The organism is Streptomyces sp. NPDC088354, assembly GCF_044753585.1.
GTDB lineage: Bacteria > Actinomycetota > Actinomycetes > Streptomycetales > Streptomycetaceae > Actinacidiphila.
Map to the genome: position 1 here is coordinate 123,541 of NZ_JBIVNJ010000018.1, position 22,011 is coordinate 145,551.

20 protein-coding genes are annotated in these 22,011 nt (G+C 72.2%); 10 read left to right on the top strand and 10 right to left on the bottom strand.

All coding sequences use genetic code 11. The features are described from left to right. Positions 1–16 precede the first annotated feature (16 nt). From ACIP98_RS24935 to hutI, 3 genes are read left to right on the top strand one after another with little or no spacing between them, the layout of a single operon-like run. Complete coding sequence (locus ACIP98_RS24935) at positions 17–1,231, top strand: allantoate amidohydrolase (RefSeq protein ID WP_401978018.1); 1,215 nt, start codon at positions 17–19, stop codon at positions 1,229–1,231. Then, positions 1,222–2,604 (top strand): formimidoylglutamate deiminase, encoded by a 1,383-nt coding sequence (locus ACIP98_RS24940; RefSeq protein ID WP_401977999.1) that lies wholly within the window; start codon positions 1,222–1,224, stop codon positions 2,602–2,604. The genes ACIP98_RS24935 and ACIP98_RS24940 overlap by 10 nt, the downstream gene beginning before the upstream one ends. Beyond that, a complete protein-coding gene (hutI, locus tag ACIP98_RS24945; protein WP_401978001.1) occupies positions 2,601–3,776 on the top strand; it encodes an imidazolonepropionase in 1,176 nt (391 codons plus the stop codon). Before ACIP98_RS24940 ends, hutI begins: the two co-directional genes overlap by 4 nt. A gap of 755 nt (positions 3,777–4,531) precedes the next feature. Here the strand turns inward: hutI and ACIP98_RS24950 are convergent. Next, positions 4,532–5,416: an RNA polymerase sigma factor SigF gene (locus ACIP98_RS24950; protein WP_319661643.1), complete on the bottom strand. Its 885-nt coding sequence runs from the start codon at positions 5,414–5,416 to the stop codon at positions 4,532–4,534. A gap of 207 nt (positions 5,417–5,623) precedes the next feature. Between ACIP98_RS24950 and ACIP98_RS24955 the strand changes: the two genes are divergently transcribed. Continuing rightward, on the top strand, positions 5,624–5,992 hold the full coding sequence (locus ACIP98_RS24955; RefSeq protein ID WP_319661642.1) for an STAS domain-containing protein: 369 nt from the start codon (positions 5,624–5,626) through the stop codon (positions 5,990–5,992). A gap of 142 nt (positions 5,993–6,134) precedes the next feature. Continuing rightward, complete coding sequence (locus ACIP98_RS24960; protein ID WP_319661641.1) at positions 6,135–6,623, top strand: ATP-binding protein; 489 nt, start codon at positions 6,135–6,137, stop codon at positions 6,621–6,623. Positions 6,624–6,698: 75 nt separating this feature from the next. On the opposite strand, the gene ACIP98_RS24965 is transcribed toward ACIP98_RS24960, so the two are convergent. Genes ACIP98_RS24965 through ACIP98_RS24975 form a run of 3 tightly spaced genes read right to left on the bottom strand, consistent with a single transcriptional unit; the run spans position 6,699 to position 9,590 of the window. After that, a complete protein-coding gene (locus ACIP98_RS24965) occupies positions 6,699–7,913 on the bottom strand; it encodes a dipeptidase (RefSeq protein WP_401978020.1) in 1,215 nt (404 codons plus the stop codon). Between the two features lie 13 nt (positions 7,914–7,926). Beyond that, positions 7,927–8,454, bottom strand: a complete 528-nt coding sequence (gene purE, locus ACIP98_RS24970) for a 5-(carboxyamino)imidazole ribonucleotide mutase (protein ID WP_319661639.1) — start codon at positions 8,452–8,454, stop codon at positions 7,927–7,929. Further along, complete coding sequence (locus tag ACIP98_RS24975; protein ID WP_319661638.1) at positions 8,451–9,590, bottom strand: 5-(carboxyamino)imidazole ribonucleotide synthase; 1,140 nt, start codon at positions 9,588–9,590, stop codon at positions 8,451–8,453. The genes purE and ACIP98_RS24975 overlap by 4 nt, the downstream gene beginning before the upstream one ends. Before the next feature lie 107 nt (positions 9,591–9,697). Here ACIP98_RS24975 and ACIP98_RS24980 point away from each other — a divergent pair, with 107 nt between their 5' ends. Next, positions 9,698–10,249 (top strand): GtrA family protein, encoded by a 552-nt coding sequence (locus ACIP98_RS24980; protein WP_401978003.1) that lies wholly within the window; start codon positions 9,698–9,700, stop codon positions 10,247–10,249. Between the two features lie 15 nt (positions 10,250–10,264). Here ACIP98_RS24980 and ACIP98_RS24985 read toward each other — a convergent pair whose 3' ends face one another. Next, a complete protein-coding gene (locus ACIP98_RS24985; RefSeq protein ID WP_319661636.1) occupies positions 10,265–11,506 on the bottom strand; it encodes an ATP-binding protein in 1,242 nt (413 codons plus the stop codon). A 22-nt stretch (positions 11,507–11,528) separates the two neighbouring features. Then, positions 11,529–12,203: a response regulator transcription factor gene (locus ACIP98_RS24990; RefSeq protein WP_018559726.1), complete on the bottom strand. Its 675-nt coding sequence runs from the start codon at positions 12,201–12,203 to the stop codon at positions 11,529–11,531. A 345-nt stretch (positions 12,204–12,548) separates the two neighbouring features. Here ACIP98_RS24990 and ACIP98_RS24995 point away from each other — a divergent pair, with 345 nt between their 5' ends. After that, positions 12,549–14,048 carry an oligopeptide:H+ symporter gene (locus tag ACIP98_RS24995; RefSeq protein WP_319661635.1) on the top strand — a complete coding sequence of 500 codons (1,500 nt, stop codon included), beginning with the start codon at positions 12,549–12,551 and terminating at the stop codon, positions 14,046–14,048. 315 nt (positions 14,049–14,363) lie between these two features. On the opposite strand, the gene ACIP98_RS25000 is transcribed toward ACIP98_RS24995, so the two are convergent. Then, entirely contained in the window at positions 14,364–15,707 is a 1,344-nt protein-coding gene (locus ACIP98_RS25000) for a UDP-glucose/GDP-mannose dehydrogenase family protein (RefSeq protein WP_319661634.1), read from the bottom strand. A gap of 213 nt (positions 15,708–15,920) precedes the next feature. Between ACIP98_RS25000 and ACIP98_RS25005 the strand changes: the two genes are divergently transcribed. Further along, positions 15,921–16,973 (top strand): LCP family protein, encoded by a 1,053-nt coding sequence (locus tag ACIP98_RS25005; protein ID WP_319661633.1) that lies wholly within the window; start codon positions 15,921–15,923, stop codon positions 16,971–16,973. Between the two features lie 46 nt (positions 16,974–17,019). Here ACIP98_RS25005 and ACIP98_RS25010 read toward each other — a convergent pair whose 3' ends face one another. Both ACIP98_RS25010 and ACIP98_RS25015 read right to left on the bottom strand, forming a co-directional pair. Further along, complete coding sequence (locus ACIP98_RS25010) at positions 17,020–18,267, bottom strand: LCP family protein (protein WP_401978005.1); 1,248 nt, start codon at positions 18,265–18,267, stop codon at positions 17,020–17,022. Positions 18,268–18,385: 118 nt separating this feature from the next. Beyond that, entirely contained in the window at positions 18,386–18,649 is a 264-nt protein-coding gene (locus ACIP98_RS25015; protein ID WP_319661631.1) for a DUF1876 domain-containing protein, read from the bottom strand. Positions 18,650–18,785: 136 nt separating this feature from the next. Between ACIP98_RS25015 and ACIP98_RS25020 the strand changes: the two genes are divergently transcribed. Next, the gene (locus tag ACIP98_RS25020; RefSeq protein ID WP_319661630.1) at positions 18,786–19,328 is read left to right on the top strand and encodes an acyl-CoA thioesterase; all 543 of its coding nucleotides are present in this window, start codon (positions 18,786–18,788) and stop codon (positions 19,326–19,328) included. Positions 19,329–19,334: 6 nt separating this feature from the next. On the opposite strand, the gene ACIP98_RS25025 is transcribed toward ACIP98_RS25020, so the two are convergent. Continuing rightward, the gene (locus ACIP98_RS25025; RefSeq protein ID WP_319661629.1) at positions 19,335–20,774 is read right to left on the bottom strand and encodes an LCP family protein; all 1,440 of its coding nucleotides are present in this window, start codon (positions 20,772–20,774) and stop codon (positions 19,335–19,337) included. Between the two features lie 92 nt (positions 20,775–20,866). Here ACIP98_RS25025 and ACIP98_RS25030 point away from each other — a divergent pair, with 92 nt between their 5' ends. After that, entirely contained in the window at positions 20,867–21,907 is a 1,041-nt protein-coding gene (locus tag ACIP98_RS25030; protein ID WP_319661628.1) for a glycosyltransferase family 2 protein, read from the top strand. Positions 21,908–22,011 lie beyond the last annotated feature (104 nt).

A 22,011-nucleotide genomic window follows, 5' to 3' on the forward strand; every position in this document is an offset into this window, starting at 1 on the left:
CGCCTCGTTCCACGAGATGTGGACGGAGTTGCGGCCGATCGGCCGCGACTCCGGCTCCGGCGGCTACCGCCGCTACGCCTGGACCGGCGCGGACACCGACTGCCGCGCCTGGTTCCGGGCGCAGGCGGAGAGCCGCGGCCTGGCGTACGAGGTGGACCGCAACGGCAACCAGTGGGCCTGGCTCGGCGACCCCGCCGCGGGGGACGCCGTCGTCACCGGTTCGCACCTGGACTCGGTCCCGGACGGCGGCGCCTTCGACGGACCGCTCGGCGTGGTGTCGTCCTTGGCGGCCCTGGACGAACTGCGCGCCCGGGGCGCCCGCCCGGCGAAGCCGCTGGCGATCGTCAACTTCGGCGACGAGGAGGGCGCCCGCTTCGGGCTGGCGTGCGTCGGCTCCCGGCTCACCGCCGGGCAGCTCACCGCGCAGAAGGCGCGGGCACTGCGCGACGGCGACGGCGTCACCCTCGCGCAGGCCATGGAACGCGCCGGGTACGACCCGGAGGCGATCGGCCCCGACCCCGAACGCCTCGCCCGGATCGGCGCGTTCGTCGAACTCCACGTCGAGCAGGGCCGGGCGCTCGCCGACACGCCGCACGCGGTGGGCGTCGCCTCGGCGATCTGGCCGCACGGCCGCTGGCGGTTCGACTTCCACGGCGAGGCCAACCACGCGGGCACCACCCGCCTGGACGACCGCCACGATCCGATGCTGACATACGCCGGCACCGTGCTCGCGGCCCGCGAGAGGGCCCGGCTCGCCGGGGCGCTGGCCACTTTCGGCAAGGTCGGTGTCGAGCCGAACGGTGTCAACGCCATCGCCTCCCTGGTCCGCGGATGGCTGGACTCCCGCGCGCCCGACGAGGCGACCCTCGCCGGACTCGTCGCGGAGATCGAGCACGCCGCGGTGGAGCAGGGTGAGCGCGACGGCGTCGCGGTCAGCGTGACCCGCGAGTCGTTCACCCCGGTCGTGGAGTTCGCCCACGACCTGCGCGACGGGCTCGCCAAGCTGCTCGGCGGGAGTACCACCGCCGACGGCGGGGGGACGGTGCCCGTGCTGCCGACCGGCGCGGGACACGACGCCGGCATCCTCTCCGAGGCGGTCCCGACCGCCATGCTGTTCGTACGGAACCCCACCGGGGTCTCGCACTCCCCGGCGGAGACCGCGACCGAGGACGACTGCCTGGCCGGGGTGACCGCACTCGCCGACGTACTGGAGGGCCTGGCGTGTCACTGACCCCGCAGAGCTATTGGGCCGAGTACGCCTGGACCGGCGGCCGGGTGGCCCCGGGCGTGGTCGTGGAGACCACCGCCGAGGGCCGGATCGGCGCGGTGCGCACCGACGTCCCGGCTCCACCGGTGGGCGCGATCACGCTGCCCGGGCTGACCCTGCCGGGCCTGGCCAACGCCCACAGCCACGCCTTCCACCGGGCGCTGCGCGGCACCGTGCAGGCGGGCGCCGGCACGTTCTGGACCTGGCGGGAGGTGATGTACGCGGTCGCCGGGCGGCTCACGCCGGAGAACTACTTCGCCCTCGCCAAGGCGGTGTACGCGGAGATGGCACTGGCCGGCATCACCTGCGTCGGCGAGTTCCACTACGTCCACCACCGGCCCGGGGGCGCGCCCTACGCCGACCCCAACGCGATGGGGGAGGCGCTGATCGCCGCCGCCCACGAGGCCGGCATCCGCATCACGCTCCTGGACACCGTCTACCTGTCCTCGGGCTTCGGCGCCGCCCCCGAGCCGCACCAACTGCGCTTCAGCGACGGCGACGCGGAAGCCTGGGCCGAGCGCGCGTCCGCCCTGAGCGACGGCCCGCACGTCCGGATCGGTGCCGCCGTGCACTCGGTGCGGGCGGTCCCCGCGGGGGAGTTGGGCACCGTCGCGCGCTGGGCGCGGGAGCGGGAGGCCCCACTGCACGTGCACCTGTCGGAGCAGCCCGCGGAGAACGAGGCGTGCCAGGCCGCGCACGGTGTCACCCCCACCCGGCTGCTCGCCGACCACGGCGTGCTCGGCCCGCGCACCTCGGCCGTGCACGCCACGCATCTCACCGCCGAGGACATCGCGCTGCTCGGCGGCTCCGGCACGACGATCTGCATGTGCCCCACCACCGAACGCGATCTCGCCGACGGCATCGGCCCCGCCCGGGCGCTGCAGGAGGCGGGCAGCCCGCTCAGCCTCGGCAGCGACAGCCACGCGGTGATCGACCTGTTCGAGGAGGCGCGCGCGATGGAGCTCGACGAGCGCCTGCGCACCCGCACCCGCGGCCACTGGACGGCCGCCGCGCTCCTGGGCGCGGCCACCGCCGACGGTCACGCCTGCCTCGGCTGGCCGGACGGCGGCCGGCTGGAGCCGGGCGCGCTCGCGGACTTCACCACCGTCGCCCTGGACTCCGCCCGCACCGCGGGCCCGCCGCCCGGGCTCGGCGCGGAGACGGCGGTCTTCGCCGCCACCAACGCCGACGTCCGGCACACCGTGGTCGGCGGCCGCCACATCGTCCGCGACGGTTCGCACCAGTTCGTGCGCGACGTGGGCGGCGCGCTCCGCGCCGCGATCGCGGACCTCTCCGCCGGCACCGCCGAACTCGCCGATGAAGGAAACCCGTCATGAGCAGCAGCGTCATCACCGGCATCGGAAGCCTGGTCACCAACGACCCGGCGCTCGGCGAGGGGCCGCTCGGGCTGCTGGAGGACGCCGCCGTCGTCATCGACGGGGAGCACGTCGCCTGGGTCGGCCCCAGCGCGCAGGCGCCCGCCGCCGACGAGGCGTACGACGCGGCCGGACGGGCCGTGCTCCCCGGCTTCGTCGACTCCCACTCGCACCTGGTCTTCGCCGGCGACCGCACCCGCGAGTTCAACGCCCGCATGTCCGGCCAGGCGTACACCGCGGGCGGTATCCGCACCACCGTCGCCGCCACCCGCGCCGCGAGCGACGAGGAACTGCACGCCAACGTCGCCCGCTACGTCGCCGAGGCGCTGCGCCAGGGCACCACGACCATCGAGACCAAGTCCGGCTACGGCCTCACCCCGCACGACGAGGCCCGCGCGCTGCGCATCGCCGGCGACCACGCCGACGAGGTCACGTACCTGGGCGCGCACATCGTCGCCCCCGAGTACGCCGACGACCCGGCCGGGTACGTCGACCTCGTCACCGGCCCGATGCTCGACGCCTGTGCCCCGTACGCGCGTTGGGTCGACGTCTTCTGCGAGCGCGGCGCGTTCGACGGCGACCAGGCCCGCGCGATCCTGACCGCGGGCGCCGCCCGCGGCCTGGTCCCGCGCGTCCACGCCAACCAGCTCGGTCACGGCCCCGGTGTGCGGCTCGCCGTGGAACTGGACGCGGCCTCGGCCGACCACTGCACGCACCTCACCGACGCCGACGTCGACGCCCTCGCGAGCGGCCGCACGGTGGCCACCCTGCTGCCCGGCGCCGAGTTCTCCACCCGCGCGGTCTACCCCGATGCCCGCCGGCTGCTCGACGCGGGGGTCACGGTCGCGCTGTCCACGGACTGCAACCCCGGCTCCTCCTTCACCAGCTCGATGCCGTTCTGCGTGGCCGTGGCCGTGCGTGACATGGGGATGACCCCGGACGAGGCGGTGCGGGCGGGCACGTGGGGCGGGGCGCGGGCCCTGCGGCGCGAGGACGTCGGGCACCTGGCGCCGGGGGCGCGGGCGGATCTGGTGCTGCTGGATGCGCCTTCGCATGTTCATCTTGCGTACCGGCCGGGGGTGCCGCTGGTTTCCGCCGTGTGGCGGCGGGGGGTGCGGGTGCCGGCCGCGTGACGCTGCGCTGGCGGTCCGGGTAGGTTTTCTCCCCGCCCTCCCGCCCGTGTGCCCCAGGAAGTCTGGGCGCCCCGGCGCGCGTTTCGTGGGGGCCGGGTGCGGGGCCTCCGGGGCTGGGCATTCTGGACAGCACATTTCGGTGCCTCGGGCGCTCTCAACTGATCACCCCGGGTCATGCACCCAAATATGCTCCACAGTCCAGAACGCCCACCCTCCCCCAGCCTCCGGCCGGGGGTGCCCCCAACTCCCCCGCCCCCTCCGTTTCGTCATGCGCCTGATCCCCGGTGGGGGGAGTAGAGGCGGCACCGTGCTCGGGCCACCGTTGGCGCAGCGCCGTCCAAGGGCGCAGCCGTCACCGCCCACACACCGGGGGGATTCAGGCAACCGGGGTCACCCGGACCGCCCCCATACCCCCCCCCGGGGATCAGGCGCATGGAACTACGGAGGGGGCGGGGTCGTAGGGGTGGATGTTCTGGACGGTGCGGGATATTTGTGCGCGCCATCCGGGCAGGGACGGGATCAGCAAGTGCTGGAAACGCGCGTAAATATCCCAGTCCAGGACGTGCAGCCCCGGAGGACCCGCACCCGGCCCACTCCACACGCGCGCCGGGGCGCGTGACTTCACGGGGCACCCGGGCGGGCGGGCGGGGAAAAAACCTGCCCGCACAGCAACCCCCCGAAACAGGGACGGCCCCCGCACCTGGTGCGAGGCGCGGGGGCCGTCCCCGGAGGGGAAGAGCGCGCGGCGCGAAAGGTCACTCCTCCACGAGCAGCCCGCGCCGGAGGCGCCCGAGCGTACGGGTCAGCAGCCGGGAGACGTGCATCTGCGAGATGCCCAGCTCCTGGCCGATCTCCGACTGCGTCATGTTGCCCACGAAGCGCAGCGAGAGGATCTGCCGGTCGCGGGCGGGCAGCTCGGCGATCAGCGGCTTGAGGGACTCCACGTACTCGATCCCCTCCAGACCGTGGTCCTCGTAGCCGATCCGGTCGGCGAGCGCGCCCTCGGAGTCGTCCTCCTCGGGCTGGGCGTCCAGCGAGCTGGCGGTGTACGCGTTGCTGGCGCTCATGCCCTCGACGACCTCGGTCTCGCTGATCTGCAGCCGCTCGGCGAGTTCCGCGACGGTCGGCGCCCGGTCCAGCTTCTGGGCCAGCTCGTCACCGGCCTTGGCCAGGTCCAGGCGCAGCTCCTGCAGCCGGCGCGGGACGCGCACGGACCAGGAGGTGTCACGGAAGAAACGTTTGATCTCGCCGATGATCGTCGGCATCGCGAAGGTCGGGAACTCGACGCCGCGGCTCATCTCGAAGCGGTCGATGGCCTTGATCAGCCCGATCGTGCCGACCTGGACGATGTCCTCGACCGGCTCGCTGCGGGAGCGGAACCGGGACGCCGCGAACTTCACCAGGGCGAGGTTGAGCTCGACCAGGGTGTTGCGCACGTAGCTGTACTCGTGCGTCCCCTCCTCCAGCGTCTCCAGTCGCTGGAAGAGCGTCTTGGACAGGGCCCGTGCGTCCACCGGACCGACCTCGTCGTAAGGCGGGATCTCCGGCAGGTCCTCCAGGCCCTCCGGGGTCCCGTACTCCTTGTGAACGGTGGTCTCCGTTGTCGCCGACGCGTCGCGCGCGTCGAGCCGGGATGCCATGCTCTCCTCCCTCGGTGCGGTGACGGGGGCATGCGGAACCAGGAATTCAGCCCACACTCCACGCCTACCCCGTTCGGCGCGGTTATTGCAAACTGGATCGATCGGTTCTGTGCGGGGGCCGCTGTCTCCCGTCGTGACTACCACCGAGGTCAGGAAAGCGCGTAGGGTGCGAGATGCGCTGGGCCTATTCATCCGGGAGGAGTGCGCATGGACCGCGAGATGGTCGGTACGACCGGCCGTGACCGGCTGCGTGTCGCTGTGAGCCGGTCGGGCACGAGTGCGGTCGTCGCGCCTGCTGGTGAGCTCGATCACCACACGGCCGACCTGCTGCGCGAGCCGCTGGACCAGCTCGTCGATGACGGCTACAGCAGGCTCGTCGTGGACTGCACCGGCCTGGAGTTCTGCGACTCCACGGGATTGAACGTCCTGCTCGGCGCACGTCTGAAGGCCGAGGCGGCCGGGGGCTCCGTGCACCTGGCGGGGATGCGGCCGGCTGTTGCCAAGGTTTTCTCGATCACCGGCGCCGAGGCCGTCTTCACCGTGCATGCCACGTTGGACGACGCGCTCAAGGAGTGATCGTCGGGCCGGTCCCCCGCGGGGCCGTGACGGTACGCCCCGTTCGCCCGGCAACCCGTATGTGTTCCGCCGAGAGGGCCGGGCAGGAGACTTCCTGGGGATCACTTCTGACACTGGCGGACATCGGTGAGTGGAGGCGCTGATGAGCACCACGCGGCCCCCTGCGGCGGACGACCGCGACTCGGGTGGCGCGGACGCGCTGCCCACCGGACCGGGGGAGGCCCAGGTGCGCAGACTCCATCTGTCGGGGATGCCGGGCGTCGTGCCCTTGGCACGTGACTTCACCCGGCAGGCCCTGCACGACTGGGGCTGGCTCCCGGCCGACTCCGCCGATCGCAGAGCCGCGGCCGAGGACGTGCTGCTGGTCGTCTCCGAGCTGGTGACGAACGCCTGCCTGCACGCGGGCGGCCCCGAGGAACTGCGGCTGCACTGGCAGCCCAAGTCGCTCCGCATGGAGGTCGCCGACGGAGGCGTGGGCGACCCCGCGCCGCGGACCCCGCACCGCGCCGGGCGGCCGGGCGGGCACGGCATGTTCATCGTGCAGCGGCTGTGCCTCGACTGGGGCGTGCTGCGCAACACCGACGGACAGCCGGGCAAGACCGTCTGGGCCGAGGTGGCGGCTCCCGCTTAGCCCGGCCGCGGCGCCGTTCCCCCATCCACGGGCGCGCTGACGCGCCCGTTTCGATGAGCCGTGCTTGTCCGGCCGTCAGCCCGCGGCCGGGGCACCGTCCAGCTCGTCGATCAAGGCGCTGGACGGGCCCCGCTTGCCCCGCAGGTCCGCCGCCACCGACTCCGCGTCCCGCAGGACGCGTACCGCGTTGCGCCACGCGAGTTTCGCCAGGTCCTCGTCCGACCAGCCGCGGTGCAGCAGTTCGGCGGCGAGCCGGGGGTAGCCGGACACGTCGCCGAGGCCTTCGGGGAGGAAGGAGACCCCGTCGTAGTCGCCGCCGAGGCCGATGTGGTCGACGCCGGCGACCTCGCGCATGTGGTCCAGGTGGTCGGCGACGGTGCCGATGGTCGCGACGGGCCGGGGGTGGGCGTCCTCGTGGGCCCGCTGGACCGCCAGCGCCTCGGGCGTCTGGTCCAGCGGATGCAGGCCGTGCGCCCGCATCTCGGCGTTGACCCCGACGATCCACTCGGCCGCGGCGGGCAGGATGAACTGGGGCACGAAGGTCGCCATGGCGACCCCGCCGTTGACCGGCAGGCGCTCCAGGACGTCGTCGGGGATGTTGCGCACGTGGTCGCAGACCGCCCGTGCGGAGGAGTGCGAGAACAGCACCGGGGCCTCGGAGACCCGCAGCGCCGCGCGCATGGTGTCGGGCGAGACGTGCGAGAGGTCGACGAGCATGCCCAGGCGGTTCATCTCGCGGACCACCTCCTCGCCGAAGCGGGTCAGGCCGCCGTGCCGGGGCTCGTCGGTGGCCGAGTCCGCCCAGTCGATGGTGTCGTTGTGGGTCAGCGTCATGTAGCGCACGCCCAGCGCGTACAACGTGCGCAGCACACCGAGGGAGTTGGCGATGGAGTGCCCGCCCTCGGCGCCCATCAGCGAGGCGATGCGTCCTTCGGCGCGGGCGGACTCCATGTCGTCGGCGGTGAACGCGGCCCGCAGGTCGCCGGGGTGGCGCTCGATCAGGCGGCGTACGCAGTCGATCTGTTCCAGCACGGCGGCGACGGCGTCCCCGCCGGTGAGGCTGCTGCGCACGTACACCGACCAGAACTGGGCGCCGACCCGCCCGGCCCGCAGCCGGGGGATGTCGGTGTGCAGGTGCGCCGACTGGTCGGCGGCGATGTCCCGCCGGTCGAGGTCGTAGCGCACCTGCTCGCGCAGACGCCAGGGGAGGTCGTTGTGCCCGTCCACGACCGGATGGGCGGTGAGCAGTTCCCGCGCCCGCGCGAGCAGTTCGGCGTCCGCGTGACCCATGTGGCTCATCTGACTACTTACCTCCGAAACCGAAGCCGGCCGACCCCTCCACCTTGGCACGCAGACGCTTGCCCTTCTCGGTCGCCTGCTGGTTCAGCTCCTCCTGGAAGTGCCGCATCCGCTCCAGCAGTTCACCGTCGTGCGCGGCGAGCATCCGCACCGCCAGCAGGCCCGCGTTGCGCGCGCCGGCCACCGAGACCGTGGCCACCGGCACGCCGGCCGGCATCTGCACGATGGACAGCAGCGAGTCCATGCCGTCCAGGTACTTCAGCGGCACCGGCACACCGATCACCGGCAGCGGCGTCACCGAGGCCAGCATCCCCGGCAGGTGCGCGGCGCCCCCGGCGCCCGCGATGATCGCCTTGAGGCCGCGCCCGGCGGCCTGCTCGCCGTACGCGACCATCTCGCGCGGCATGCGGTGCGCGGAGACGACGTCGACCTCGTACCGGACCTCGAACTCGTCCAGCGCCTGGGCCGCGGCCTCCATGACCGGCCAGTCGGAGTCGGAACCCATCACGATGCCGATCAAGGGGCTGCTCATTCGGTGATCGTCCCTCGCAGGTAGTCGGCGGCGTGCCGGGCGCGCTCGCGCACGTCGGCCAGGTCGGCGCCGTAGGTGTTGACGTGGCCGACCTTGCGGCCGGGCTTCACGTCCTTGCCGTACATGTGGATCTTCAGCTGCGGGTCCCGGGCCATGCAGTGCAGATAGCCCTGGTACATGTCGGGGTAGTCGCCGCCGAGGACGTTGGCCATCACCGTCCACGGCTGCCGCGGGCGCGGATCGCCGAGCGGCAGGTCCAGCACCGCCCGCAGGTGGTTGGCGAACTGCGAGGTCACGGCGCCGTCCTGGGTCCAGTGGCCGCTGTTGTGCGGGCGCATGGCCAGCTCGTTGACGAGGATCCGGCCGTCCCGGGTCTCGAACAGCTCCACGGCCAGGTGACCGACGACGCCCAGCTCCTTGGCGATGGTCAGCGCCAGCTGCTGGGCCTGCGCCGACAGCGGCTCGGGCAGGTCGGGCGCGGGCGCGATCACGGTGTCGCACACGCCGTCGACCTGGATCGACTCCACCACCGGGTAGGCGACCGCCTGCCCGTGCGGGGACCGTACGACATTGGCCGCCAGCTCCCGCGCGAAGTCGACCTTCTCCTCCGCGAGCACCTGCACACCGGCCCGGAACGGCTCGGCGGCCCCCGCCTCGTCCCGGACCACCCACACACCCTTGCCGTCGTAGCCGCCGCGCACGGTCTTGAGGACCACCGGGTAACCGGAGCCCTCCTCGGCGAAGCGCGTCACATCGGCCGGGTCGGCCACGATGCGGTGCCGCGGGCACGGCACGCCGATGGCGTCCAGCCTCGCCCGCATGACGCCCTTGTCCTGGGCGTGCACCAGGGCCTCCGGCCCGGGGCGGACGGCGATGCCGTCGGCCTCCAGGACCCGCAGGTGCTCGGTGGGCACGTGCTCGTGGTCGAAGGTGATCACGTCGCAGCCGGCCGCGAACGCGCGCAGCGTCTCGAGGTCGCGGTAGTCGCCCACCACGACCTCCCCCGCCACCAGGGCCGCGGAGTCCACAGGCGTGTCACTGAGGAGCTTGAATCTGATGCCGAGCGGGATGCCCGCCTCGTGGGTCATACGGGCGAGCTGGCCGCCGCCGATCATGCCGACTACCGGGAATGTCACAGTCACCAGGATATCCGGGTGCGAATGACGCCCCGACCCCTGTCCCGGTGGCCCCCCGGCTAGCATGAAGGCCTCTGACCGAAGACAGACGGGACCCGGGCGATCTCATGGGCGAAGTGACGGGGCACAGCGCCCGGCCGGCGGTGCTCACCGACCGCCTGCGCGGGATAGCGCGGGAGGTCGCGAAGTTCGGCGCCGTCGGTGCCGCGGGCGTGCTGGTCAACATCGGCGTCTTCAACCTCGTCCGGCACCTCACGGACCTCCAGGTGGTGCGCGCCAGCGTCATCGCGACCGTCGTGGCCATCGTCTTCAACTACGTCGGCTTCCGCTACTTCACCTACCGCGACCGGGACAAGAGCGGCCGCACCCGCGAGCTGGGGCTGTTCCTGCTCTTCAGCGCGATCGGCCTGGTGATCGAGAACGGCCTGCTCTACATGGCGACGTACGGCTTCGGCTGGGACAGCCCGCTGCAGAGCAACGTCTTCAAGTTCCTCGGCATCGGGGTCGCGACCCTCTTCCGGTTCTGGTCCTACCGCAGCTGGGTCTTCAAGGCGCTGCCGAGCCACGGGTCCGTGCGGCAGGCGGCATCGTTCCTGGTCAGTGCGGAGAACGAGGCCGCCGACGAGGTCCCCGGCGCCCCGCTGGGCCGCGCCGGGTAGCGGCCGGCCCGGACGTCACACCGGCGGTTCCTGGCGGGCCAGGAACAGCGCGAAGACCGGCGGGCGCTGCTGCAGCAGTTCCAGACGGCCGCCGTCCGCCTCGGCCAGGTCCCGTGCGACCGCGAGACCGATGCCCGTGGAGTTGCGCCCGCTGACGGTCCGCTCGAAGACCCGGGCCCCCAGTTCCGGCGGCACGCCCTGGCCCTCGTCCGTCACCTCGACCACCACCTGGTTGCCGGTGACGCGGGTGGAGATGGCCACCGTGCCCGCGCCGTGCATCAGCCCGTTCTCCAGCAGGGTGGCCAGCACCTGCGCGACCGCGCCCGGTGTGCCCACCGCGCGCATCCGGTCGGAACCCGAGGTGATGACCCGCCCCGCGCTGCGGTAGGCCGGGCGCCACTCCTCCACCTGCTGCTTGATCACGTCGTCGATGTCGAAGACCACCGCGGAACCGGTCCGCGGGTCCCGCGCGTTGGTGAGCAGCCGCTGCACGACGTCGGTGAGCCGCTCGACCTGGCCGAGCGCGATCGTCGCCTCCTCCTTGACCGTCTCCTGGTCGTCCGCGGTGGCGATGATCTCCTCCAGCCGCATCGACAGCGCGGTCAGCGGGGTGCGCAGCTGGTGGGAGGCGTCCGCGGCCAGTCGCCGCTCGGCGGTCAGCATGCGGGCGATCCGCTCGGCGCTGCGGTCCAGCACGTCGGCGACCCGGTCCAGCTCCGGCACCCCGTAGCGGCGGTGCCGGGGCCGCGGATCGCCCGAGCCGAGCCGTTCCGCGGTCTCGGCCAGGTCGGTCAGCGGACTGCCGAGCCGGCGCGCCTGCCGCACCGCCAGCACCACCGCGGCCAGCACCGCCAGCAGCGCCACGGCGAGGATGATCAGCAGCGTGCGGCCGATCTCCCGGCTGACCTTGCTGCGCGACTCCTGGACGACCACGGTCTCGCCGTGCTCGCCCTTCTGCTGCGAGGAGATCACCTTGCCCGTCGGTGGCGTGCCGATGGCGATCGGGGACTCGCCCGGGATCCTGACCAGCGCGTAGCGGTCCGGCGTGATCTGCTGGGACAGCACCTCGCGGCTGATCCGCTCGTCGCCGATGATCCGGCTCTCGACGATGCCGATCAGCCGGACCGCCTCGGAGTCCACGCTCTCCCTGGCGCTGTTCTCGATCGTCCGGGTCTCCACGATCACCAGGGAGACGCCGAAGACGGCGATGACGACGAGCACCACGGCGAGCGTGGACTGGATGAGACGGCGGCGCATGGTGGAAGCGTCTCAGCTCTTGTCAGTTCTTCTCGAACCGGAAGCCCACGCCGCGGACCGTGGAGATGTACCGCGGGGCGGCCGCGTCGTCGCCGAGCTTCTTGCGCAGCCACGAGATGTGCATGTCGAGCGTCTTGGTGGAGGACCACCACGTGGTGTCCCACACCTCGCGCATCAGCTGCTCACGGGTGACCACCCGCCCGGCGTCCCGCACCAGTACGCGCAGGAGGTCGAACTCCTTCGCCGTGAGCTGCAATTCCTCGTCGCCCATCCAGGCGCGGTGCGACTCGACGTCGATCCGCACCCCCTGGGTCGAGGGATGCTGGGCCTCGGCCGTGCCGCGCCGCAGCAGGGCCCGCACCCGGGCCAGCAGCTCGGCCAGCCGGAAGGGCTTGGTCACATAGTCGTCGGCGCCGGCGTCGAGGCCGACCACCGTGTCCACCTCGTCGGCCCGGGCGGTCAGCACCAGCACCGGGAATCCGTGGCCTTCGGTGCGCAGCCTCCTGCACACCTCGAGCCCGTCCATTCCGGGCAGCCCCAGGTCGAGCACCAACAGATCGAAGGAGCCGAGCAGGGCGGCTTCGAGCGCCGCCGGTCCGTCCTCACGCACCTCGACCTCGTACCCTTCGCGGCGCAGCGCGCGTGCGAGCGGTTCCGAGATGGATGCGTCGTCCTCGGCGAGCAGTACGCGGGTCATGCGCTGATGGTAGTCCGCCCGGAGAAACCGCACGCCGGGCGGGCCGCACGTGCTGTGAGGAGCGTCTCAAGTCGGCCCATATAACACATGTGAGGCTGGCATAAAGTAACGAAAAGCCCGTAACAGTTCCCCTAAGGGACCTTTGGTGTTCACTTCGGCGCCATGGGGCCCTTCTGTGACGGGGCTGGTCCCCACCAGCATCAGTCAATGACCTGTCGGCCGGGGCCGGCGCCTGTGAAGGCGGCGGCCGTGGATCCCGGCGCGCGTTCGCGCGCGCCGGTGCCGGTCACCCCCCACCGGGCGCGCTCCGCTCGCGCAGCGCGTCCCGAGCAGCAAGGAAAGACCATGGCGTCCAGCCTGACTGAGGGCCTCGCCGCGCGGAACCACGGATCCGGCGGCAATTTCCTCGGCCACCCTCGAGGTCTGGCCACACTTTTCATGACCGAGACGTGGGAGCGCTTCAGCTACTACGGCATGAGGGCATTGCTCGTCCTCTACCTGACGGCCTCGGTCGCGGACGGCGGCCTCGGCCTGAAGGCCGCCACCGCCGGCGCCATCTACAGCGTCTACACCGCCACCGTGTACCTGCTGGCCATGCCCGGCGGCTGGTTCGCCGACCGCCTGTGGGGCCCGCGCCGCACGGTCGCCATCGGCGGCACGATCATCATGATCGGCCACTTCCTGCTGGCGGTACCGGTCCCGGCCTCGTTCTTCGTCGGCCTGGTCTTCATCGCGGTCGGCTCCGGCCTGCTGAAGTCCAACATCTCCACGATGGTGGGCCAGCTCTACCCGGACCGGAACGACCCGCGCCGCGACGGCGGCTTCACGATCTTCTACATCGGCATCAACCTCGGTGCCTTCCTCGCGCCGCTGGTCATCGGCACCGTCGGCCAGAACGTCGACTGGCACCTGGGCTTCGCCCTCGCCGGCGTCGGCATGGGACTCGGCCTCGCCCAGTTCCTCCTGGGCACCAAGCACCTCGCGCCGGTCTCCAGCGTGGTCCCCACGCCGCTGGACGCCGCCGAGCGCGCCGGGATGATGAAGAAGGCGCTGCTGTGGCTGGCCGCCGCGGTCGTCTTCTACGGCGTGGTCACCTTCACCGGCCACTTCACCATCAACTGGGTGCTGTGGCCGCTCTCCCTGCTGGGCCTGGCGCTGCCGACGTACTACTTCACGCGCATCCGCCGCGACCAGGAGCTCACCTCGGACGAGAAGACCAAGGTGACCGGCTACATCTGGTTCTTCGTCGTGGCCGCCCTGTTCTGGATGATCTACGACCAGTCCGGCTCGACGCTGACCGTCTTCGCCTCCGACCACACCTCGTCGAAGCTGTGGGGCTTCCACTTCCCCGAGAGCTGGTTCCAGTCCCTGAACCCGCTGTTCGTGATGGCCCTGGCGCCGGTCTTCGCCCTGCTGTGGGTGAAGCTGGGCCGGAAGAACCCCAGCACGACCGTGAAGTTCGCGCTCGGCCTCGTCGGCATCGGCGCCTCGTTCGTCGTGATGATGCTGGCCCAGGCCGCCGCCTCGGGCGACGTCAGGGTCACCCCGCTGTGGCTGGCCGTGGTCTACCTCATCCAGACCGCCGCCGAGCTCTGCCTGTCCCCGGTGGGCCTGTCGGTCACGACCAAGCTGGCGCCGGTCAAGTACGCCAGCCAGATGATGGGCCTGTGGTTCCTCGCCGTGACGGCGGGCGACTGCGTGGCGGCGATCCTGCAGCTGGTCATCGGGGACGCGTTCCTGTCGGAGACGTCGTTCGCGATCCAGGGCGGTGTCGCGCTGGCGGCGGGGGCGGCGTTCGTCGCGTACCGCAAGCGGGTCGTCGCCCTCATGGGCGACGTCCACTGACGCTTGTGTGCGCGGGTCTTTCCCCGCCCGCCCTCCCTCCCCCAACCTTCGGCCGGGGGTGCCCCCAGCCCTGTGAAGTCAGGGCACCCCGGCGCGCGTGGTTCTTGGGCCGGGGTCGGGGCCTCCGGGGCCGGCCATTCTGGACAGCACATTTCGGTGCCTCGGGCACGATCTGTTGATCACCCCGGGGCATGCACCCACATATGCTCCACAGTCCAGAACGCCCGCCCTCCCCCGGCCGAAGGCTGGGGGAGGGCGGGCGGGGAGAAAACCTGCCCGCACAGCAACCCCCGCACCGGCGTGCCGCTCGCAGGGCTACGCGTTGGGGCGCCCCATCGCCCGGAACGTCCACCCCGCGTCCCGCCACACCGCCGCGCGCAGCGCATTGCGGCCGTCGATGATGTGCCGCTGCCCCGCCACGGCCCCCAGGGCCGCCGTGTCGAGCTCGCGGAACTCCCGCCACTCCGTCAGGTGCAGCACGACCTGGGCGCCACGTACGGCCTCCAGGGCGCTGGAGGCGTAGCCGAGCGTGGGGAAGAGCCTGCGGGCGTTGTCCATCGCCTTGGGGTCGTAGACGGTGACCTGGCCGCCCTGGAGGTGGATCTGGCCGGCGACGTTGAGCGCGGGGGAGTCCCGCACGTCGTCGGAGTCCGGTTTGAAGGCCGCGCCGAGCACCGCCACGCGCTTGCCGAGGAAGCCGCCGCTGCCGCAGGCCTCGCGGGCCAGTTCGACCATGTGGGACCGGCGCCGCATGTTGATCGAGTCGACCTCGCGCAGGAACGTCAGGGCCTGGTCGGCGCCGAGTTCGCCGGCGCGGGCCATGAAGGCCCGGATGTCCTTGGGCAGGCAGCCGCCGCCGAAGCCGATGCCGGCCCGGAGGAACTTCTTGCCGATCCGGTCGTCGTGGCCGATGGCCTCCGCGAGCTTCATGACGTCGCCACCGGCGGCCTCGCTGACCTCGGCCATGGCGTTGATGAAGGAGATCTTGGTGGCGAGGAAGGCGTTGGCCGCCGTCTTCACCAGCTCGGCGGTCGGGTAGTCCGCGACGACGAACGGCGTGCCCTCGGAGACCGGGGTCGCGTAGATCTCGCGCAGCAGCTTCTCGGCGTGCTCGGAGGCGACGCCGACCACGATCCGGTCGGGGTGCAGGGTGTCCTCGACGGCGAAGCCCTCGCGCAGGAACTCCGGGTTCCATGCCAGCTCCGCCTGGTCGCCTGCCGGGGCGAGCTCGGCGAGCCTCCCGGCCAGCCGCGCCGCGCTGCCGACCGGCACCGTGGACTTGCCGACGACCAGGGCGGGCCGGGTCAGGTGCGGGGCGAGCAGGTCGAAGGCGGAGTCGACGTGGCTCATGTCGCAGGCGTACTCGCCGTGCTTCTGCGGGGTGTTGACGCAGACGAAGTGGACGTCGCCGAAGGCGGCGACCTCCTCCCAGGAGGTGGTGAAGCGCAGCCGGCCGCTGGCGCCGGGCAGACCCGCGACATGGCGGCCGAGGAGCTCCTCCAGACCGGGCTCGTACATGGGGACCCGGCCCGTCGACAGCATCTCGATCTTGGCGGGGTCGATGTCCAGCCCCAGCACCTCGAAGCCCAGCTCCGCCATCGCGGCGGCGTGCGTGGCGCCCAGGTAGCCGGTGCCGATCACGGTGAGCTTGAGGGCCATGGAGGCTCCCTCCCCTGGTGGTGGCCGGTCTGTGCTGCCGAGCATAACCGCGGGGGATGACGTCATCCCGTCCGCCCGGTGCGGTGGATCGGGCCGCTCCGTGGTGTCCGTGTGACGGGACGGACGCCGTGGGCATGGCCATGGACGGCCTTCGCGCGCCACAATGCCCCCTACGCACGCGTGGGGAGCGGGTGCACAGTGTGGGGGTGGGGCGTGACGACGACGGATCAGGTCGGTCACAAGGACACGACCGCTGAGGAAACGCCGGGGGACGAGGCCGCGCGCCGGCGCAAGCGGCGGCGGCGCGCCCGCCGGGTGCTGCTGGGGGCGCTGACGCTGCTGGTGGCGGGCGTGCTCGCGGTGGCGGGGACGCTGTGGTGGGCGGTGGACCACTACACCGGCAAGGTGAGCCGGATTCCGAACGCCTTCCCGACCAATGTGCCCGAGAGCGAGCAGCCGGCCCCCGCCAAGGGCGGTGAAACGTTCCTCCTGGTGGGCGTCGACGCCCGCTCCGACCTGCCCACCACCGGCGAGAACGCGCAGGCGCCCGAGTGGAAGCGCGGCGCCCAGCGCAGCGACACGATGATGCTGGTCCACCTGCCCGCCGACCACCGGCACGCGTACGTGGTCTCGCTGCCCCGCGACAGCTGGGTCACCGTCCCCGGCAACGGCAAGGCCAAGCTCAACGCCGCCTTCTCCTGGGGAGGGCCGCCGCTGCTGATCGACACCGTGCAGCGGCTGACCGACGTCAAGGTCGACCACCTCGCCGTCATCGACTGGAGCGGCTTCCGCACCCTGACCGACGCCATCGGCGGCGTCGACCTCGCGGGCCGGCACATGAACGGCGACCAGGCCCTGACCTACGTGCGCGAGCGTTACCACCTGCCCCGCGGCGACCTGGACCGCACCCACCGCCAGCAGGCGTTCCTGCGCGCGGTGATCGCCAAGACGCTCACCCGGTCCACGATGAGCAATCCGCTCAAGGCCAAGGAGCTGCTGGACCAGGTCACCGGGGTGGTCAGCGTCGACGACCGGCTCTCCGGCGGTGACCTGCGCGACCTGATGTGGAGCATGCGCGGGGTTCGGGCGGCCGACATGGTCTTCATGAACGCGCCGGTCGGCGGGCTCGACATGATCAAGGGCCAGTCGGTCGTCCTGCTCGACGAGAGCGGCACCTCCCAGCTGTGGGAGGCCATGCGCAACGACACGATGGCCGACTACGTCGCGAACAACTCCCTGGACCGGCTCGGCGCCAGTACGCCGTGAGGGCCGGGAAGCGTCCGCTTCCCGGCCCTTTGTCGTCACCCCCGGCTCACGAGTCGGGGGTGACGGTGACCTTCTCGTCGTTCTTCAGCTCGGAGATCAGCTGCTTCACCTTCGGCATGTCCCACTTGAGCGAGCTGCCCGCGCTGGTGTTGATCGAGCCGGCGGTCGGCATGTTCATCGACAGGCCGTCACCGCCGTTGACGCCCTTCATCGCCCAGAACATCGAGACCAGGTTCCACAGGCTCATGTCCTTGTCGACGACCAGGGTGTCCAGGCCCGCGCCCATCACCGGGTAGAGCTTGAAGGGGTTGAGCACCGTGCCCGGCGTCGCGGTCTGGGACGCGAGGGCGGCCAGGAACTTCTGCTGGTTCTTGGTCCGGCCGAGGTCGCCCTCCGCCTCCTGGTAGCGCTGGCGGACGAAGGCGAGCGCCTCGTCGCCGTTGAGGGTCTGGGGGCCCTTCTTGATGTGCAGACCGGAGTTCTTGTCGTCGATGTTGCGCGGGATGTCCAGGTCGACGCCGCCGACCGCGTCCACGATGTTCGCGAAGCCGGCGAAGCCGATCTCCGCGTAGTGGTCGATGTGCAGGCCGGTGTTGTACTCGACGGTGCGCACCAGCAGTGTCGGGCCGTCGATCGAGTAGGCGGCGTTCAGCTTGTTCTGGCCGGGGGACTTGAACGTCTTGCCCGACTCGGAGCCCTTGAAGCTCGGGATCGTGACGTAGGAGTCACGGGGGAGCGAGATCAGCGAGTTCCCGTTGTCGCCGACGTGCAGGATCATCATGGAGTCCGTGCGCTTGCCCGCGGCGGAGCCGGTGTGCAGCTGCTTCTTCTGGTCGCCGGACAGGCCCTCGCGGCTGTCGGAGCCCACGATCAGGTAGTTGGTGCCCTTGCCGGTATCGGGGCGGTCGATCACCGTGCCGAGGTCGACCTCGCGGCGCACCTTGCCGTCGGCCCATATGTAGGTGCCGATCGACCAGGCCAGCACGACGACCACCAGCGCCAGCAGGGTCACCTTGACCCGGCGCGCCCGGCTGCCCGGCCGCGGGGGCCGGCCGGTGGTCGTGGGCGGCCCGTAGGAGCCCCCGTCACCGCCGTTCCCGTATCCGCCGCCGTAACCGCCGCCCCCGTGAGCGGGCGCGGGAGCCGGGCTGCCGTAGCCCTGCTGGCGCGGAACGCTGCCGGAGCCCGTCGCCGCGCGGCGCGGGGAGAGCTCGGGGGGCAGCGGGGGCTCGGGCGTCTGCTGCTGCCGCTGGTTCCTGTTGTTGTCGGACCAGCCGTCGGGCCATGCGTTCATGTACGGCAGTGTGCCCGTTCGGCGGGCCCAGCAGGAGGTCGGTTCCGCTTCTGCAGCAGAGCTGATGCAAAGGTCACAGGACTGCCGCTTCTCCGTGACCCAACGCGCCCGCGCCGCCTCATCCCGTGAGGTGGGTGGGCAGGTCGGTACGCGTCTCGATCATCCCGGCGGCCTGCTCCAGCAGTTCGTGCGCCAGGTTGGAACAGGCCCGGGACGCGGCCACGTCCTCGCCGATGCGCAGGTCCGGCTCGTCGCTCGGATTGCGGCGCGAGTACCCGTGCCCCACGACTCCCGGGGCGCCGTCGCCGGCCAGCGACGCGGTGCAGGCGGTGCGGTTGCCGTCCTCCTCCAGGGTCAGCTTGATCGTCCAGGTCTTCTCCATGGCGCTCACCTCTGGGTCACGCTCGGATCGCGGATTTCGCAGGAACACCCCCCTTTGCCAGCATCCGCCCGGCCCTGGTCCCGGGCAAGGTGTGCCGGGCGGTGAGCGCCGTGCGGCAGTGCTTAGGGTGGAGCCCATGTTCGAAGAGCCCGCTCCGCACCCCGTCGCGGCCAAGCCGACGTCCGCCTCGCGGATCACGCTGGCGCACATCATGACCCACCACGACACCAATCTCCTGGGCACCGTGCACGGCGGTGTGGTCATGAAGCTCGTGGACGACGCGGCGGGGGCCGTCGCCGGCCGCCACTCCGAGGGCCCGGCGGTGACCGGCGCCATGGACGAGATGGCCTTCCTGGAGCCGGTGCGGGTCGGTGACCTGCTCAAGGTGCAGGCGCAGGTCAACTGGACCGGCCGGTCCTCCATGGAGGTCGGCGTGCGGGTGGTCGCCGAGCGCTGGAACGAGTCCGGGCCGGGCACCCAGGTGGCCAGCGCCTACCTGGTCTTCGTCGCCGTCGACGCCGAGGGCAAGCCGCGCTCGGTGCCGCAGCTGCTCCTGGAGACCGACCGCGACCGCCGCCGCAACCAGGAGGCCCAGATCCGGCGCACGCACCGGCTGGCCCGCCGCCGCGCGATCATGGAACTGCGCGAGAAGCGGGCCGCCGAGGGCCTGGACGACTGACCGCGGTCAGTCGCACAGCATGCGGTCGCCCCGCACCGGCTTGATGTCCACCGGCTGCGGCTGCGGCTGGGGCGCCGGGGCGGGCTCCCCGGCCCGCACCGGGGTGACGCCGCGGTAGTCGGCGCCCACGATCACCCGCAGCACCGGCCCGAGCCCGGGCACGGCCCGCAGGCCCGCGTAGGGGAGCGCGGTGCCGAGGGCGGCCGCGGAGCGGTCCCAGCCGGGGTCGTAGTGGATCACCGTGTACTCCGCGTCGTGCCGCGTGGTGTTGCCGGGCATCCCCGTGGTCCGGAAACCGGCACCCCGCAGGTCCTTGTCGACGCGGGCGCCGAGGCCGGTCACGGACGTGCCGTTGTTGACCTGGACGCGGATCGAGCCGGGCGGCACGTCGACCTGCTCGGGGCTGCGCGAGGGCGCCGGCGTGCCGCTCGCGGGGGTGACGGCCGGGCCGATGAGCGACCGGTCCTCGCGGAGGGCGTCGAAGAGCCGCTCGGCGCCCTTGGCGGACCAGCGCACGGTCGTGCCGACCCCCTGGACCCGGAAGGGCGTCGGTTCCACCGGTACGGTCGCGAACTCCAGCGACCCCACCCCGAAGCCGCCGCGCAGCCCGGTGAGCAGAGAGATCAGATCGTCCGGCGTGGTCTGCCGGTCGGTGCGCACGGAGCCGAGCGCGGCCCCGGCGACCTGTTCGAGCTTGACCGGGTTGCGCAGCAGACCGGTCTCGGTCACCCGGCGCACCAGGGCCGCCAGGAAGCGCTGCTGCCGGCCCATGCGCGTCAGGTCCATGGCGTCCTGACCGTAGCCGGAGCGGACGTACTGCAGCGCGGCCCCGCCGTTCATGCGGACGGTGCCGGCGGGCAGCGAGAGTCCGGTCCAGCCGTCCTTCAGCGGACGGGTGGTGCACACGTCGACGCCGCCGACCAGGTCGACCGCCTTCATGAAGCGCCCGAAGTCGATCTCGGCGTAGTGGTGGACCGGCAGCCCGGTCAGCTTCTCGACGGCGCTGACGGTCAGCGCGGGGCCGCCGTCGCCGTACGCCCACTTCAGCCTGCCGGGGCGGGGGAGCTCGGCGTAGGTGTCGCGCGGCAGGCCGACCACGCTGATCCTGCGGCCGTCCCGGGAGACGTGCGCGAGCATCATCGTGTCCGCGCAGTTGCAGGGCCGGCCCCCCAGATGCCAGCGGGTGCGCTGGGCCGCGGTCAGGCCGCGGCGCAGGTCGGTGCCGACGATCAGGAAGTTGGTGCCCTTGGTGGAGGCGGCGCGCTCCCTGGGGCCCCCGAGGGCGTCCACGTGCGCGAGGCGGCTGTCCATGTGGGCGACGACGGCGTGCCCGATCCCGCTGGCGGTCAGGATGCCCAGCGAGAGCGCGCCGAGGACGCGCATCCCGCGGCGCACCGGGGTCCGGCGGACGGCGGGCGCCGGCTGGCGGCGGCGAGCGGCGGTCATAAAGGCACGTTAAGCAGTCATACCGTCCTACGGTATGAGCCTCGCCCGCACCTGCACACCGCTGTCATCCGTTCGCGGTAACGTGTGCGGCTGTGAACGCTGCGACCCCCCACCTGCCGCCCGCCGTCTCCGTGATCATGCCCGTGCTCGACGAGGAGCGCCATCTGCGCGCTTCCGTCCGGCACATCCTGGAGCAGGACTACGCGGGTGAGCTGGAGGTCGTCATCGCCCTCGGCCCCTCGACGGACCGCACCGACGAGATCGCCGCCGAGCTCGTGCGCGAGGACCCCAGGGTGCACACCGTGCCCAACCCCACGGGCCGCACCCCCGCCGCCCTGAACGCCGCCATCAAGGCCTCCCGGCATCCTGTCGTGGTCCGCGTCGACGGGCACGGCATGCTCTCCCCGGACTACATCGAGACCGCCGTGCGGCTGCTGGAGGAGACCGGCGCCGCGAACGTCGGCGGCATCATGCACGCCGAGGGCGAGAACGACTGGGAGCGCGCCGTCGCCGCCGCCATGACGTCCCGGATCGGCGTGGGCAACGCGGCCTTCCACACCGGCGGCCAGGCGGCCCCCGCGGACACCGTCTACCTGGGCGTCTTCCGCCGCGAGGTGCTGGAGCAGCAGGGCGGCTACAACGAGGAGTTCATCCGCGCCCAGGACTGGGAGCTGAACTACCGCATCCGCGAGGCCGGCGGCCTGATCTGGTTCTCGCCCGAACTGCGCGTCTCCTACCGGCCGCGGCCGAGCGTGCGGGCGCTGGCCAAGCAGTACAAGGACTACGGCCGGTGGCGCCGCGTCGTCACCCGCTACCACCAGGGCTCGGTCAATCTGCGGTACCTGGCCGCCCCGGGCGCGGTCCTGGCGATCGCGGCGGGCGTCGTCGTCGGCGTGGCCGTCACCCCGCTGGGCTTCGTGGTCCCCGGTGGCTACCTGGCCGCCATCGCGCTGGGTTCGCTGCCCGCCGGCAAGGGGCTGTCCCTCGCGGCGCGGGCCCAGGTCCCGGTGGCGCTGGCCACCATGCACATGTCGTGGGGCTTCGGTTTCCTGACCAGCCCGCGCTCGCTCGCCCGCAGGGTCATCGCCAGCCGCCGCCCGGCGGTGCGGGCGACCGCCGACTCCGACGCGTAGCGCCGGCGGCCGGGCCCCGCGGGGCCCGGCCCGTGCGTCCTACCAGTTGTAGTACGGGTTGACCTTCATGCACGCCGACTTGTCGGAGGCGTTGAGCGCGTTCG